Annotated in this window: 15 protein-coding genes; 8 read left to right on the top strand and 7 right to left on the bottom strand. The window is 41.8% G+C overall.

The window, feature by feature from the left end:
• Window positions 1-45: 45 nt before the first annotated feature.
• The 3 genes from MSG37_RS06000 (at window position 46) to MSG37_RS05990 (ending at window position 2,913) form a co-directional block, all read left to right on the top strand.
• On the top strand, window positions 46-1,158 hold the full coding sequence (locus MSG37_RS06000; protein ID WP_248469675.1) for a permease: 1,113 nt from the start codon (window positions 46-48) through the stop codon (window positions 1,156-1,158).
• A gap of 142 nt (window positions 1,159-1,300) precedes the next feature.
• The gene (locus MSG37_RS05995; RefSeq protein WP_248469674.1) at window positions 1,301-1,522 is read left to right on the top strand and encodes a ribosome alternative rescue factor ArfA; all 222 of its coding nucleotides are present in this window, start codon (window positions 1,301-1,303) and stop codon (window positions 1,520-1,522) included.
• A gap of 446 nt (window positions 1,523-1,968) precedes the next feature.
• The gene (locus tag MSG37_RS05990; protein ID WP_248469673.1) at window positions 1,969-2,913 is read left to right on the top strand and encodes a DMT family transporter; all 945 of its coding nucleotides are present in this window, start codon (window positions 1,969-1,971) and stop codon (window positions 2,911-2,913) included.
• Between the two features lie 356 nt (window positions 2,914-3,269).
• Here the strand turns inward: MSG37_RS05990 and MSG37_RS21375 are convergent, their stop codons facing one another.
• From MSG37_RS21375 to MSG37_RS05965, 4 genes are all read right to left on the bottom strand, one after another.
• Window positions 3,270-4,007, bottom strand: a complete 738-nt coding sequence (locus tag MSG37_RS21375; protein WP_348984453.1) for a DUF3465 domain-containing protein — start codon at window positions 4,005-4,007, stop codon at window positions 3,270-3,272.
• Between the two features lie 133 nt (window positions 4,008-4,140).
• Window positions 4,141-5,019, bottom strand: coding sequence for a 3'-5' exonuclease (locus MSG37_RS05975; protein WP_248469672.1), 879 nt, complete (start codon window positions 5,017-5,019; stop codon window positions 4,141-4,143).
• Window positions 5,020-5,049: 30 nt separating this feature from the next.
• Window positions 5,050-5,637 carry a hypothetical protein gene (locus MSG37_RS05970; protein WP_248469671.1) on the bottom strand — a complete coding sequence of 196 codons (588 nt, stop codon included), beginning with the start codon at window positions 5,635-5,637 and terminating at the stop codon, window positions 5,050-5,052.
• Window positions 5,638-5,726: 89 nt separating this feature from the next.
• Window positions 5,727-6,671 (bottom strand): pirin family protein, encoded by a 945-nt coding sequence (locus MSG37_RS05965; RefSeq protein ID WP_248469670.1) that lies wholly within the window; start codon window positions 6,669-6,671, stop codon window positions 5,727-5,729.
• 254 nt (window positions 6,672-6,925) lie between these two features.
• Here MSG37_RS05965 and MSG37_RS05960 point away from each other — a divergent pair, with 254 nt between their 5' ends.
• The 5 genes from MSG37_RS05960 (at window position 6,926) to MSG37_RS05940 (ending at window position 12,285) form a co-directional block, all read left to right on the top strand.
• On the top strand, window positions 6,926-7,345 hold the full coding sequence (locus MSG37_RS05960) for a hypothetical protein (RefSeq protein WP_248469669.1): 420 nt from the start codon (window positions 6,926-6,928) through the stop codon (window positions 7,343-7,345).
• Between the two features lie 155 nt (window positions 7,346-7,500).
• The gene (locus MSG37_RS05955; RefSeq protein WP_248469668.1) at window positions 7,501-8,196 is read left to right on the top strand and encodes a 2OG-Fe(II) oxygenase family protein; all 696 of its coding nucleotides are present in this window, start codon (window positions 7,501-7,503) and stop codon (window positions 8,194-8,196) included.
• Between the two features lie 180 nt (window positions 8,197-8,376).
• Window positions 8,377-9,642, top strand: coding sequence for a lipid II flippase MurJ (locus tag MSG37_RS05950; protein ID WP_248469667.1), 1,266 nt, complete (start codon window positions 8,377-8,379; stop codon window positions 9,640-9,642).
• A gap of 211 nt (window positions 9,643-9,853) precedes the next feature.
• Window positions 9,854-11,242 carry a DUF4397 domain-containing protein gene (locus MSG37_RS05945; protein WP_248469666.1) on the top strand — a complete coding sequence of 463 codons (1,389 nt, stop codon included), beginning with the start codon at window positions 9,854-9,856 and terminating at the stop codon, window positions 11,240-11,242.
• Between the two features lie 386 nt (window positions 11,243-11,628).
• Entirely contained in the window at window positions 11,629-12,285 is a 657-nt protein-coding gene (locus MSG37_RS05940) for a thiol:disulfide interchange protein DsbA/DsbL (RefSeq protein WP_248469665.1), read from the top strand.
• A gap of 169 nt (window positions 12,286-12,454) precedes the next feature.
• Here MSG37_RS05940 and MSG37_RS05935 read toward each other — a convergent pair whose 3' ends face one another.
• From MSG37_RS05935 to hemG, 3 genes are all read right to left on the bottom strand, one after another.
• A complete protein-coding gene (locus MSG37_RS05935; protein ID WP_248469664.1) occupies window positions 12,455-13,606 on the bottom strand; it encodes a glycosyltransferase in 1,152 nt (383 codons plus the stop codon).
• A gap of 83 nt (window positions 13,607-13,689) precedes the next feature.
• Window positions 13,690-14,220 (bottom strand): cytochrome b/b6 domain-containing protein, encoded by a 531-nt coding sequence (locus MSG37_RS05930; protein ID WP_248469663.1) that lies wholly within the window; start codon window positions 14,218-14,220, stop codon window positions 13,690-13,692.
• A 19-nt stretch (window positions 14,221-14,239) separates the two neighbouring features.
• Window positions 14,240-14,767 (bottom strand): menaquinone-dependent protoporphyrinogen IX dehydrogenase, encoded by a 528-nt coding sequence (gene hemG, locus MSG37_RS05925; RefSeq protein WP_248469662.1) that lies wholly within the window; start codon window positions 14,765-14,767, stop codon window positions 14,240-14,242.
• Between the last annotated feature and the right edge of the window lie 169 nt (window positions 14,768-14,936).

Genomic DNA, 14,936 nt, shown 5'->3' with positions numbered 1-14,936 from the left:
CGGTAATTCCGGAAATAACAAAAAGATAATATTGAGGTAACTATTATGACTCCTGAAATCATGGCTATGGCCAAAGATACTGCCGGCATGTTTTTGTTTCTTGCTGCAGAATTAACGCTACTATTTCTAGCGATTAGCTATATTGTTGGCATACTGCAAGAATATATTCCGCCAGAAAAAATTCAGTCAATTCTGAGTTCAAAAAAAGGTAAAGGCTACATCATTGCCGCATTGCTGGGCTCTATTACGCCATTTTGTTCTTGCTCAACCATCCCTTTCTTAAAAGGGCTATTGCGAGCCAAGGCAGGTTTTGGTCCTATGATGGTGTTCTTGTTCTCCAGCCCACTATTAAACCCAATTATCATAGGTCTGTTTATCGTGACCTTTGGCTTTAAAGTCGCACTATTTTACTTTGTTGTGGCTATGGCGGTATCTGTAACAGCGGGTTATGTGCTTGAGAAGCTTGGTTTTGAACGTTATGTAAAACCAGAAGCTTATGAAGCTGCTGAACCGTCAAGTTGCGGCACGAGTTGCGGTGATACAGCAAAAGTAGCAGCAAAAGCAGAAACCAGTTGCTGCACGGCACTTAAACAAGAGGCTAAACAAGAGACTAAACTAGACGCTGCACCGGTTGTTGCTGCTACAAGTTGTTGTGCAGAACCAGCCGTTGCCGCACCAACAAGCTGCTGTGCACCAAAAGTTGAAGCTGCTGCAAGTTGCTGCGACTCTAGCCCTGTTGTCAAAGAAGATAGCCGCTGGATGCGTGTATGGCGTTCAACTTGGAAAGACTTTAAACAAGTGCTTCCATACTTAATGATAGGTATTTTACTGGGCTCATTTATCTACGGATTTATTCCAACAGATTTAATTGCTAAGTACGCAGGTGAAGGCACTTGGTATGCCATTCCGATTGCTGCTGTGATTGGTATCCCACTCTACATTCGCGCAGAAGCTGTGATCCCTTTAAGCTCGGCATTAGTCGCTAAAGGTATGGCATTAGGCTCAGTGATGGCATTAATTATTGGTAGTGCTGGTGCTAGTTTAACTGAAGTTATTTTGCTTAAATCTATCTTTAAAAACCAAATGATTGCTGCGTTTCTTGCTGTGATTTTAGGTATGGCAATTACCGCAGGTTACCTATACACCATTATATTTTAAGCAGTAAAATTATCGCTTAAAAATAGCGCAACAAATCGCTAGTCGCCAGATAAAAACGGCGTATAATCGCACTACCTTAATAACGTTATATTAAGGTGGTGCTTTTTATTTTGATTGAAGCAGTTTACACAAGGAGATATTGATGGCTAAACATCAAACTAATACTGCGATTGAGCATGAAAGTGGTCGCGGTGTCATAAAAGATAACGCTTTAAAGGCTATCGTTACCAGTTCACTATTTCGAACCCGAACGGAAAAGCCGAAAAAAGGCAAAGGGTCTTACAACCGCAAACACCAAAAGGGGCAAAAGCTGAAGGGCTTTGCCCCTTTTGACTATCTACAACTCGCAATCAAGATTCATTAGCTTGCAGCTTGCTTTATCTACCTGTTTAATCTTTTTGTTCACGCCAACTTTCAAGCGATTTGATCTTGAATAAAACTCATATTAAATACGCTTTTATCTCGCATTTATTTAGTCATTGCTTATTGACTATACCGCACAACAATTAGACTATTGAAGCTTCGACAACTTCCTATGCATTTAAGCAATATATGACATTTTTACAGATCTCTCATTCGTTAAAACACTGCGACTTAATCGCTGTGTGCTTTGGCTATGTTTATTAGCGGAGAGATAAGAGTCATTTAGTTAGTTCTCGAATCCATACCGCAAAGTAAGCAATGCGGTATGGTTCATCACTCCGCCTTGCTTCCTTTTTGGTTTATCACTACTGCACATAGTCATACCCTGTTATGCGTGTGCATCTATGTAAGCCGCTCATCGAAACCTGAGCCAGCAAGGAGCTAAAGATGGTTACAGCCGCACTACCGAGATTAGTCCCAATAGCATTTTTTGCCGTGGTACTCATTTGGTCTACCACGCCATTAGGCATAGTTTGGAGCAGTGAAACCGTGCATCCAACTTTGGCGGTGTTATTGCGCATGCTGATTGCTCTGGTACTTGGTATAGGTATTTTATTGCTCGCCCGCATCAGGCTGCCTTGCACTGCTACTGCTTTTAAACTTTACTCATTTTCCGCCATTGGTATTGTTGGTGGTATGTCATTAAGCTATTTTGCCGCTCGATATTTACCTTCGGGGGTTATGTCGCTTATTTTTGGCTTATCTCCACTACTTTCAGGGTTAATCGCCCAACGACTGCTCAATGAAGCCAAATTTGGCATGATGCGTATATCGGCATTTGTAATGGCCTTTATCGGCCTAGCTATAGTGTGTTCATCAAAATTATCAATAGATGAAGACAGCTGGATAGGTCTAGTGTTGGTGCTTATTGCTGTCGTGCTATTTAGTCTGAGTGGCGTATTAATAAAAACCGTAAAAATTAATATTCACCCTTTGGCTAGCACTGTTGGGGCCTTGGTAGTTTCAACGCCATTGTTTGCATTGATTTGGCTGATATTCGATGGCAATTTAACAATTACCAGCTGGCAAGATCGATCAATTGTAGCCATCGTTTATCTTGGCGTGTTTGGCTCCTTGCTTGGCTTTATTGCTTACTTTTATATTTTGCAGTACCTAAATGCCAGCACGGTAGCCTTAGTAACCCTAATTACCCCTGTATTTGCAATGATATTAGGCGCTCTACTAAATGATGAAGCTATCAGCCAATCGCTAATAATTGGCGCTGGTTTTGTACTAAGTGGCTTAAGCTTATATCAGTTTGGAGAGCAGTTACTCAAGCAGTTGCGGCAGCCACGACATAGTCACTCGCTGCAAGATCGCAGCAATAAATAGCCAAGGCGAATATCGGAGTAGCACTCGAGGTTTGCGAGCTTATTGCCACACTCGCGCTAACGTAGATCTATTTAGATGAGCTATAAACAAAACCACCTACTTAGATATTGGCGCTGGTTTTGTATTAAGTGGCTTAAGCTTATATCAGTTTGGAGAGCAGTTACTCAAGCAGTTGCGGCAGCCACGACATAATCACTCGCTGCAAGATCCCAGCAATAAATAGCCAAGGCGAATATCGGAGTAAAACTCGAGGTTTGCGAGGTTATTGTCACACTCGCGCTAACGTAGATCTATTTAGATGAGCTATAAACAAAACCACCTACTTAGATAAGTGGTTTTGTAAGTAATAAAAGCAACTATTGGTAAGTTTTACCATTATGTTTTAACCAGCCACCAATGTGTCTGCCAGCAGGATCATGATGGGTCCAATGCACAACACCACCACGCTTATTCCACTCGTATTCACCAAAAAATGCCACAGTATCGCCAATATTTAAAGCCGGGATCCTTGGGGCTAAATCAATATTGTGAGCGATTAGAATAGTTTGGCCATGAGCCAGCTTAACAATAAACTTCTGATGACGACTCCCCTCATTGTCATCAGGTAAAATTCGAGTCACGACCCCAGTTCCCTGAACTTGCTGATTACTTTGTTGCTGCTCATAGGCTTGTTGTATTGTCAGGCTAGCAGCCATAATGCTATTAGAGGCAAAACTGGCAATAGCCAGTGCGGCTAACATCAAAATGATGCGAATAAGCACACCTTTAACGGCTTTGTTGTGCTCAGTATTCGCTGACGTTGTTAGCCCACTATCGACTAACACCGCTTTAGAAGATGTTTGCTGATCAACATGTTGGCCTATCTGCGCAAATTCAGCCCTTGGCCGACCACTCTTATCAGAGCAAATATTAAACTCGATAACATCACCGACCAGAGGTCGACGTTGCTTATCTTGCAAAGCTGATACATGAATAAACACTTCTTTATCTGCTTGCGTATTAGTGTCAGTCTTAGTCTTAGAGTGAGTTTTTAGCTGAATAAATCCAAAACCTTTAGCATCGTTCCATCGTACTAATTGGCCTGTATATCGCATTGATTGATTCCTTGTAGTCATACGACTTATTGTTATTTTGGCAGCTTTTACCTGCTCCGTATTTAGTGCAAAGCGGCTTTAACAATCAAACCCTGTTAGCAAACTAAAAAATTAATAGCCTTGCTAAATAAGCTTAGCAGCCTAGCTCTGCTAAGCGCTGAGATAATGATTTTGGCCATAAACTTTTAAAAGGCGCAATTTGCTCAATCAGCCCGTGTAAAATATCTAACGCCACTAATGTATCAGCTGCTGCGTACTGTAGTTGTAACTCGCTTAAGGGCTCAGATAAGGGTTTAGCCCAATTCGATAGCGTCACCTTTTTACTTTTCGGTAGCTTTAAGCCTATAACTGTCGCTGCCATCTGCTGGGTACCTAATTGCTTAGGTGCGCCAAGCTGGTTCATTAGCCAATTTAAATCCAGTATATGGCTAATACAGATCCCATAGTCGCGTTTCATAGCGTTAATATCACTACGCAAACCTATACCAACTTTCAATTGTTTATCAGCACTCAAAATTGGCATTAATGCCGCCTTGAATGCCTCGATATTTTCAGCCTGCATTCGAAACAGGTAACAATGAGTCGCAGTGGCAATTTGGATTAATGAAATCGGATTGGTATTACGTCGCCCCTTTTCAAATGTGGCGGCGGTTTCTGTATCGAAACCTAGCCAAGCCTGACTGCTAATATCTTCAATTGCTGCGTCTAATGTCTCTAAATTTACTACCGTTACCTGACGTAACTGACCATTAAGCGACGGGGTAACGCTTTGGACTCGCGTTATATCAAAATCATCAAGGCGAGCAAGCTCGCTATCGTCGATACGCGTGATTAAGCGGCTTCGTAATTGCAACCAAGCCAAAGACTGTTGGTTCTGCTCATTGGTTATTTCAGCGAAAAAGGCTTGTTCAGCAACTTGCATAGCTGCAAAGTATGCAGCGGCATTTTTGCCTAACTCGCGCTTAATCATCGCGGATTTATCCGCGCTTAGACCGAACTTAAATAAACTCATGCTGCTACCCTACTTTTCAATCGACTCACTTTACTGCGTCACCCACATTAATCCCAAATTCTGCTCAACAGCTTGAGAAACTCCAAGTTTAAAGCGCTGATAACCTTGCCACAGCTGTTGATATTCTATTGCTTGTGGCTGGTAATCTGGATTATGAATAAACAGCCAGGCATCGAACCTATCTCGCACAGTCTGCTCATTTAACTCAGAGAGTAATTGCTGTAATTCAGGTAAAACATGGCTTTGAAACGCAAATGACTCATTGGCTGCATCCATTTTAATTGCATCGTGATGACTGATATCTAGCCAAGTTTGAAACACACTGCCAGCGCCCTTTACCCGCGCCTCAGTATTATTAACAATATAATGGTGTAAATCGACATTGCGATGATCAACCTCAGGGCCAATCATAACAATATTGGCTAGCGGCCAATCTTCAGGAATCGTTTGCTCAATACTACCTTTAAATAAGCTAATCACTTTACTGAATAAAGTTTGCTCTAGCTGAGTAACATCAGGCTGTTGCCCTTGCAAATAGGCTTCCAGCATTTGTGGGTTCGCTTTTAAAAATCGAATGTGCTCATTCGGCAATAAAAACATATTTAAGCACAGTGCCATTAACCCTCTCCAATAAGCGTAATCACTATCTAATTTCAGTGATATAACACTTAAAATTTATATACCTTTTATGATTTGGATAGTAAGGCTTAGCCAATAAAAATACGAGCATACTCGCTCGCATTTATATGTAACCGCTCTAAATTATCACTCGTTGATTTGGCCAAAGCGCCCATTTGATAATCTTCAACGGCTTGGCGGATCTCAGCTTGAGTATTCATCACAAACGGACCCATATGCACCACAGTTTCATTAATCGCTTGCCCAGTTAATAGTAACAACCCCGCACCATCATCCCCCGCTTGCAGCTGCAGCGGAGTTTGACTATCTAATACCAATAGTTGCCCAGCTGGATACGCAACATTTTGCTGGTTTGAGTCACGACTAGTAAACGATGTTTGTTGCAGCGAGCCACTATATAGATATACGCCAACAAACTGATTTTCATTGTTATCAACGCCAAGGTTGAGAGCAACTTTAGCATTGGCTTTAAATGTAAGATCTGCGATTTTTGCACTACCGGCCAGCTCAGATAAAGGCGATATCAAGGTTTGCTCGCCAAAGTGCCAACTACCGGCCAACACCTTAAAGTGCACACCCGCTTCCGTGAGTTCAGGCAAAACTAGCTCGCCTGAATCTTGATAACGCGCTGGGCGCATTTTGTCTTTTGCTGGCATATTCAACCAGATTTGAAAACCATGCAGCCCTTCATGACTGTCTGCAAGCGGCATCTCAGAATGGATCACACCACTACCTGTACTCATCCACTGCACATCGCCGGCACGAATCGCCTTAACATTGCCTAACTGATCTTTATGTTCAAAACCACCTTTTAAAATATAAGTAAAAGTCTCAATACCTCGATGGGGGTGCGGCGGAAAACCACCGATAAAATCAGACTTATCATCTGATTTAATTTCATCGATCATCAAGAAGGGATCGAACTCTAGCTTATTGAAATCGGCGACCCGACGAATATTCACGCCATCACCATCCATTGCTTTATGTGCTTGATGTTGGGTAAGTAGTTCCATTGTTTATGCCTTATTGATTGTAATAACCACAGCATAACAACCACTAATTAGAATAAATAACGCAAAATTGTACAATTAATATTCTAAAAAATAAGATTGTTAACCGCTCAACTGCGGTAATGGGTCGATCTTGGCCGCAAATTGCAGTTATTTAATCACTCATTTTTAGGTCTATGCTTAAAAACAAACAACATTGGCAACAAGCACAGCAGTTAACCGCTGATAATTTGTATCCAAACAAAAGGAGTTAAACCATGGCTCGAAACTTTAAGCAATCCACAACACAATTTTTAACGTTACTTTGCGCTACCTTCGCCTTACTAGTGTTTAGCCCTATAAAACAATTGGCAGCACAAGCTGACGGTGAATATAACGGACAGGTTGTAATGCAATCAGGGCAATCTATGGCTTGGCAAGCACAAACCCAACAGTGGTTAACTCTCGATGATTTCTGGCAAAGATGGGCGAATAGCCGTGGCGGGATCACTTGGGGCAAGAGTCAGCATTACCCGCCTTACGAAAAAGTAAAAGAGCAAGACACCTTTTTAGTCGAAATTGATGATGGCAGTTGCATGATGGAGTTTTGGCACGGACGCTGGCGCCGCGCCAATGATGTTAGACGTTGGGATGAGGCTTTTAATGATTACTCAGCCTGTCCACGCGTATTCGATTGAGGTAAGTTTAATAAAATACTTTCAAAACAATTTGATTAACAATTTCGCAGCATCTGATATATTAAAATGACGGCATCCGTAGCTTAGTATGCGGAATTTTTTAATGTCTAACATTTTGTATAAATATAAGTTTATTTATATGTTGGAGGCTCATTTTGACAATATCATTTTCACCTAACCTAGATTGGGATGCACTAAAAAGCCGATATAAAAAAGATGATCGCATAAAAATAAGTGATATTTGGCTTCCTGAAGACGCAAACAGAATTAATCAATGCCTTACATCTGAAACAGAATTCTCTCATGCCTACACCCAAAACGGCCGGCCTCAAGTTTCTTCAGACAAAGAACTTAGGGATATGACCAGTAACGCCCAAAAATCACTATTTCAAAATCTATATCAAGATGCATCAAGAGGGGTTGGTTTTTGGTATGGCCGTCATATGGTTACTCCCTCTAGCCCTGAATTACTCAATACAGTTAAAAACTACTTAAACTCCGATAGCTTGCTAGAAAATATTAGGTATATTTCAGATAGACCAGATATTAAATTAGCCAGTGCTCAAGGTACGCGATATACACCAGGAAACTTTCTAACCAGACATAGGGATGTGGTTGAGCGAGAAGGTCGAATCCTTGCCTTTGTGCTGGGCTTTACCCCTAAATGGCATCCTGACTGGGGAGGGCTGCTGCAGTTTTACCAAGATGACGGAACTCCTAGAGATGCTTGGACACCTGAATTTAACTCAATGACCCTGTTTGATGTTAAACATGTACACGCTGTAACCTATCTGGCTCCATTTTGCCCATCGCAACGTTTTTCAATCACAGGCTGGTTCCGTTCACGCTAAACATAAAAAGTGTAATTGTGTAAATTACACTTTTCTCACGCTAATAGTTATCCAACGATTAAAGTTAGAGTCGCTGATAACTATTGTCAGCTCACACCTTTAGCTAACAAAACTAGCACTGTGAGTTTGAATGATTAATATTTAGCACCCCATCGCCAGTTTATTGAGTAATGCGACAACATGACTGAAACACCTTTCGCGCGAGTTAAGCACGCTTTTGTTAATGCTATTTGGGCAACTCTAGCCAGCGTTTCACTCGGGCTCGCATTTAAAATCTGGCTGGCGCAGTGGGTTGCAAAAAGCGATCTCGCCCTGTATCACACCGTTGTCGACATTATCTCTATGTCACTGATCCTGCTTAGTGGATTTAGAGCCTCTATGGTGGTCAGCTTTTCACAAACTAAAAATGATGCCGACATTACCAATATTTTCCGTTATTCACTGATCACTATGGTGCTATTCACTTGGGGATTAGTGCTGCCCTATATTAAACATCAACTCAATATTGATGTGGAATATATTCAGTTAGTGGGTGTGATTTTGGGAATGGGCTTCAAAGTATATTTTACCAATCAAATTGGTATGTACCGCCTTTATGATATCGCCAATAAAACCACGTGGTTAGAACCATTAGTGCAAGTGATACTGTTTTTAACTTGCTATTACGGGTTTGGTCAAACACCTCTTGCCTCACTGTTTTACAGCTTAATTTCATCTAACTTCGCCGTAGCTGCATTTATGTTCATTCAACGCCGAAAACAGATCGCCACAACCCCGTTAGCCCCGGTGCAGCTTGATACTGATATGCGTAATTTTGTCAAAAAAAGCGTAATGTCATCCTTGGAAGTAGGCGCAAGTATTTTAATGGTTTACATCACGGTATTGCTGACTATTGGTTATTTTACTATCGATGAACTGGGGGACTTTCAGGTGGTTGTACGCCCTATGCTGGCATACTTTACCATGCTATTTGTATTTCCGGTTTATCGCTACATACTGCCTGAGTTGGCGCAATGTATCCGTGGAAATCAACACCAACAAATCGTATTAATCCGCCGCTGGTTTATAAAACTCAGTTTAGCGATTAGCATTAGTCTGCTGATTATATTGCTACTTTTTAGCAAAAATATTGTCAGTTTTGTTTTCCCTGAAGCTTACGCCCAAGCAGCGCCAATTTTGATGCACTTTGCGCTATTTTTTATATTTATGATGCTCAATGCATTCCAAGTGGCTTATATCAAAGCACATGGTTTATTTATGCAAAGTCTACTGATCCGCATTCTTGGCGTCGTCACCTTACTTATCATGTTTTACATTTTGCGCCTGCATACAGACAATGTCGTTGCGGTGATCCTCGCGCTTGGATTTGGTTATGTCAGCATGTTTATCGCCTCTAGTATTTTAGAACGTAAACTAATCAAACAACACTCGACTGAACCGAGCTAAATAAGCACATTAGAAGGTTTTTGCCTCTATAGCTCGCCTCTGTTAGTTACTCACCTCTCTTTAGCAACTAAACGCCCACAATTTATGGGCGTTTAGCTGAGTCATGGTATTTAGCTAAATTATAAAATGTAAAAAATATGTTTATTTTTTGATCTTAAAAATTTTTGGCTGCGTAGTGTTTGTCGAAACCTAACATCAAGGAATAATCCACATGACTTTTTCAACCCCATTAACTCGTTACTTTTCAGTTGCAGCCATATCTGTATTGGGTCTAACCGCATGTAGTGATGACGATGACAATAACCAACCTACTCCCGTTCCGCCGATTGAAGTCGCTGAAGCGGAAATACGAGTGATCCATGCAGGTAGCGATGCACCACTAGTTAATGTGTTAGCCAATGGAGGAAGCTTTGTTGATGATGTTGACTATGCCATGTCTAGCGGCTTAGCAACTGTAACCGCAGGCAGCTACTCAGTTGCAGTTGACGCTCAGCTCGCAGATGGCACCACAACCACAGTACTAACCGCTGAATTAGATGCTGCAGAAGACATGGAATACACAGCAGTAGCACTTGGCAGTGTTGCTGACGACACGCTAATGCTTAAGTTGATTGAGAACCCGGAGCAAGATATTGCCGAAAATTACGCCCGAGTACAGGTATTACATGCCTCGCCAGCTTTAGGACTAGTTGATGTGTATGTAACGGAGCCAGGGGCAGATATCAGCATGATGGATCCCACATTGTCTGCCAACTATATGGATGCTAGCCCGCAACTTGAAGTTCCCGCTGCCGATTACCAAATTCGCATCACTGCGTCGGGTGCCAAAGATGTCGTGTTTGACTCTGGTACCGTTCCCTTAGCCGACGATGGGGATTACTTTATTTCAGCCATTCCCAATACTTGGTCAGGCGCCTCACCGGTTGCTTTATTGGTCGCCCTCCCAGAGGGACAACTACTGCTGAATGATAAAAGCAGCGGTAGTGATATCAGAGTCATTCATGCCGTCGCGGACGCCCCTGCAGTAGATGTATTTTTAGATGGTAATAGTACGGCGGCGATCAGCAACTTGATGTTTAAAGGTATTGCAGGTTACGTCAATATTCCTGAGGGTGAGCACACTGCAACTGTGGCTGCGAGTGCCGATAACAGCGTTGTGGTTATCGATAAAGCGCCTTTTGAACTCGATCTAGGAGCAAGCTATTCAATTTTCGCAACTGGCTCACTATCAGACAATGACATTCAACCTTGGATCATTATGGAGCAGCCACGCATGGTCGCGACCGAAGCCAAATTAACGGTATCGCACACCGCTTACTCTGCACCTGAAGTCGATGTTTATCTTACGGCGACCAGTGATATTTCGGACGCAACGCCGGTACTTACCGATGTACCTTTTAGAGAGACATCAGGCAGCCTAAGCGTAGCTGCTGGTGACTATGTAGTAAGTGTAACGGTAGCAGATACAAAAACTGTCGCCATAGGTCCGTTGCCTATCACGCTTGAAAACGGTGGCGTATATGGTGTCGCCGCAGTAGATAGCACCACCAGTGGCGCATTCGATGTGATTCTATTAGATGACTTCGTAATGGCAAAGTAAGCTCAAAAACTTTAAATACTAGGCCTTCCAACCAAGTATCACGACCTCATGGATGAGGTCGCATTTTTATTTTCAGCTAATAACCATTAGCCATTAGCCTTTTTTCAACTTGGTTATATCGGCAAAAATCATGAAAGTTCCCGAGCCTCGTGTTTTTAAAGTCAGATTGTGAAGTGCGACAAAGTTTAAAATGAAAATCTATGTTTCCGCTTAAAAGCATTATATTGGTCACACTCTAAAGCATGTACTAATCACTAATTTCAGTCATAATTAAGCAATTGGTTTTATTCTTAACAACAATGTAATTTGCTGTAACGGATGAATAATATTTGTATTATTCGTTATCGCTTGACTACTTATACAGACGTCACTTAGAGGACAAAAGTTTGATTAAACATATTGCTTTAGCGTTAACATTAGCCGTTGCTCCATTGAGCAGCTTTGCCGCACAATTTATCGAAGGTAAACACTTCACAGTTGTTTCAGATAAAGCGCCTAGCAGCGAACCTAAACTAACTGAATTCTACTCTTTCTATTGTGGCAACTGCTTCAATATGGAAAAGATGTACATGGCTGATATTAAGGCAAACCTTAACAAGCAGGTTGCTTTTGACAGCAAGCACGTAGATTTCGCAAATACTGAAATCAATACTGAAGTAATGCGCTCACTTGCTGTGATTCAATCTTTAAAGAATCAAAAGCCATTAACTGACGCTATGTTCAAAGTAATCCAAGGCGAAAACGGTGAGAAACACGACCATAGCGCACCAGGGCATAAGCATGAAGAGCCAATTAAGAGCCGTGACGATATCAAAGCGGTATTTGCTAAGTTTGGTGTTGATTCAGCGCAATACGACAAAGTTGCTGACAGCAAAGAGACTGATGCCAAGCTAGCACTATGGCGCACTCAGCAACGTGAATTTAAAGTACAAAGCGTACCTTCATTCATCGTTAACGATAAGTACCAAATCAACATGGGGTCAATCCGCACTTTAGGTGAATTGATTGACCTAATGAACTACCTAGCGCTAGAGCATAAGTAATCTAAACTTATCAATTTGCTAGCAAGCTTTTAGCTTGAAAATAGTTAAAGAAAAGGCGCTAATCAGCGCCTTTTTTAATGAAAAAAACCACCTTAAATAACTCAACAGTTAAGCTAAAAGCGACTTAATCTATAAAGTTAGTCTCTAAATTTAAGGCTTCAATACTGCTTTATTTGTGCGCTGCCATTACTTGCTCCAGCAGCAGGCGCCAATTATCTAATACCAATTTCCATACACCCTCGCAATATGCTCTCTGCTCAGAAGATACTTGTAACGGCTCACCATTAATGACTTGCGAAATTGTCTGTTCAATACCTGTAACCGATAACTCGCCCAGTAGCTTAACGGCTTGTGACTCTTTAGCTCCACATGACGAAGCTGGAGTCGAAGATAATGAATGAGATCGTAAAGCTCTAGCCTGATCAGCTAAGCCGTCAAGGTTAGCCACAATTACCGGCCTACCTGCCGCTATTGCTTCAATACAAGTTAACCCAAATGGCTCCCAGCGAGAGGGGATAATAACCAGATCTCCACTCGCTAAAAACCTTGGTACATCTTGCACCTCACCCACAAACTCAACATGGCTAAGCCCCTTAGCAAGATGGATGAGTTCCTCACGCTGCTCACCTTCCCCCGCGATAGACAACTGCACTTGCTCAGCAGGTAGTTTAGCCATAGCTTTAATCAATAAATCAAAGCCTTTTTGCTTGCTTAAACGACCATATGCCAACAGCTTTACAGGGGAGCTTTGCGATTGGACTGCTGCTTGAGCTGGCACTTGAACCGGCGCTTGAGTTATCTCTTGCATTCGTTCATAAGCTAAGGGTTGAGATAAACTCTCTGTATCGACTTTACCCGGCAATGCAGTAAAAGCACTTAGCTCTTTACCTTGACCTAGCAACGCCATTTTATCCGCAGCAATCACATCAAGCTCAGTTAACCAATCTTGCTGAGATTGAGACACTAACAACACTTTGTGCATCAACCGATAAGTCAGTTTCAGCATAAATTCAAAACGAGTTGGCGACAGTACACAATGACGAACAAATTCTCTGCAGTAATGGTGCTCTTGATAAAGTATTGGCGTACCGATATTGGCAAGTTTTAATGCTAGGAATGCAGGCAGTTTGCGCCAACTAGCAGCCGCATGCAGCACTATAATATCGGCTTGGTAACGCTTGAAGAAACAGGAATTGAATTGGCGGTAAATAAGCTTAAAACTAAACGATTGTTGCAATGCAGAGGCAGCCAGGCTCTCCAGCGCTAAATTAACGCCGCCGAGCTTAGTATCATCGATTAAATGCACTACCGTTGGCCGCAAAGCAGCTCCTTAACTTTAATCCCTTATCTATTAAGTTAAAGACATTACAGCCAATTTAAAAGAATTGTTTTACCCAAATACAGTTAATTACGAATAAAGTCCAACAGATGCAAACAGGCAAAGACTGCGTGCAGCATAATAAATCCGATAAAGCCATGTGCAGCATCGATATGATAACCACGCCACATTAATGCAGCACTGGTGCCTTGGGTGGCAAACCACAGCAAGCCAGTTACACCAACGGCAACAAACAACAACATACCAATGCCTTCGGTAATACTGAATAAACCTCTACCACCAGCAATTGGAATTTTACCTTTAGTTAGGCCCACAAGATCAGCTTTTAACTGCGAGAAATCTGCCACCAGCCAAGGAAAGTACTGACGCCACTTGCCTTTAAGACTGTTAGAAATAAGAAATGTGATAGAGAAAAACGCGCCAACTAAACCTAGATATACATGGCTGGTATCCCAAATACTGGCATTAATCCTAAGACTACGGCCAATAAGGACCCAGCTACTAGTAAAGATAAGATAAGCAGAGGTTAGGATGATTAAAACATGCTGCAAATCAATATATTTTCTCGCCAAGCGTTTAAACATAGACTGCGCCATCTGCTCTACCTTTTACAATTTAAGCCGTTAACTGATTGATGCTATCTGCATAAGCATCAACTTTTTGCCAGTCCGTATACTCAACATTGGTATCGGCGGCTGTAGGGCCTTTAGTGATCCACATAATAAAGCGAATGATATTTCTGTCCATTGCGCCATAACTTGGATAATTTAGGTTACCGCCAAATACTTCAGCAAGCTTAGGAACCCAAGCAGACTTCTCAAAGAAAGCTCGCATATACGGGTTGGTATCAGCAGTATTTTTTAATGGCTTACGCGCCACTAAGCTAACCGAAAAAAAGCTACTTGGCTTTTGTTCTAATAGCGCTTGGTTTGCTTCAATAAAGTCATAAACTGCTGGATTATGCTTACCATGACGAATGCTGGCACCAATAATCACTTTATCAAACTCAGCCAAATCCACTTTATCTGCAATACCTACAGCAGTGACACTATTGCCCGCAGCCGTTAACTTATCTTCTAGATAAGCACTAATTTTGCGAGTCTGGCCATGTACACTTGAATAAACAATAACAATTTTGCTCACCAGACATCTCCATGAAGTATTAATTTTAAAGCGAATACATTTAGTCAATAAATCATAGGTTATTTAGTTAAAAGATTACATGAAACAGATCACGAGGTAGGGGGGAATAATCCAAATTAGCTTTATCTAGTTCACAAAATTAACAGCGGGACTCCTCAAAAGAGGTAGT

Origin of the sequence: Shewanella sp. 1CM18E (genome assembly GCF_023161665.1) — a bacterium.
GTDB lineage: Bacteria > Pseudomonadota > Gammaproteobacteria > Enterobacterales > Shewanellaceae > Shewanella.
The sequence above is the reverse complement of the archived record's forward strand: the minus strand, read 5'-3'. Positions and strand labels throughout refer to the sequence as shown.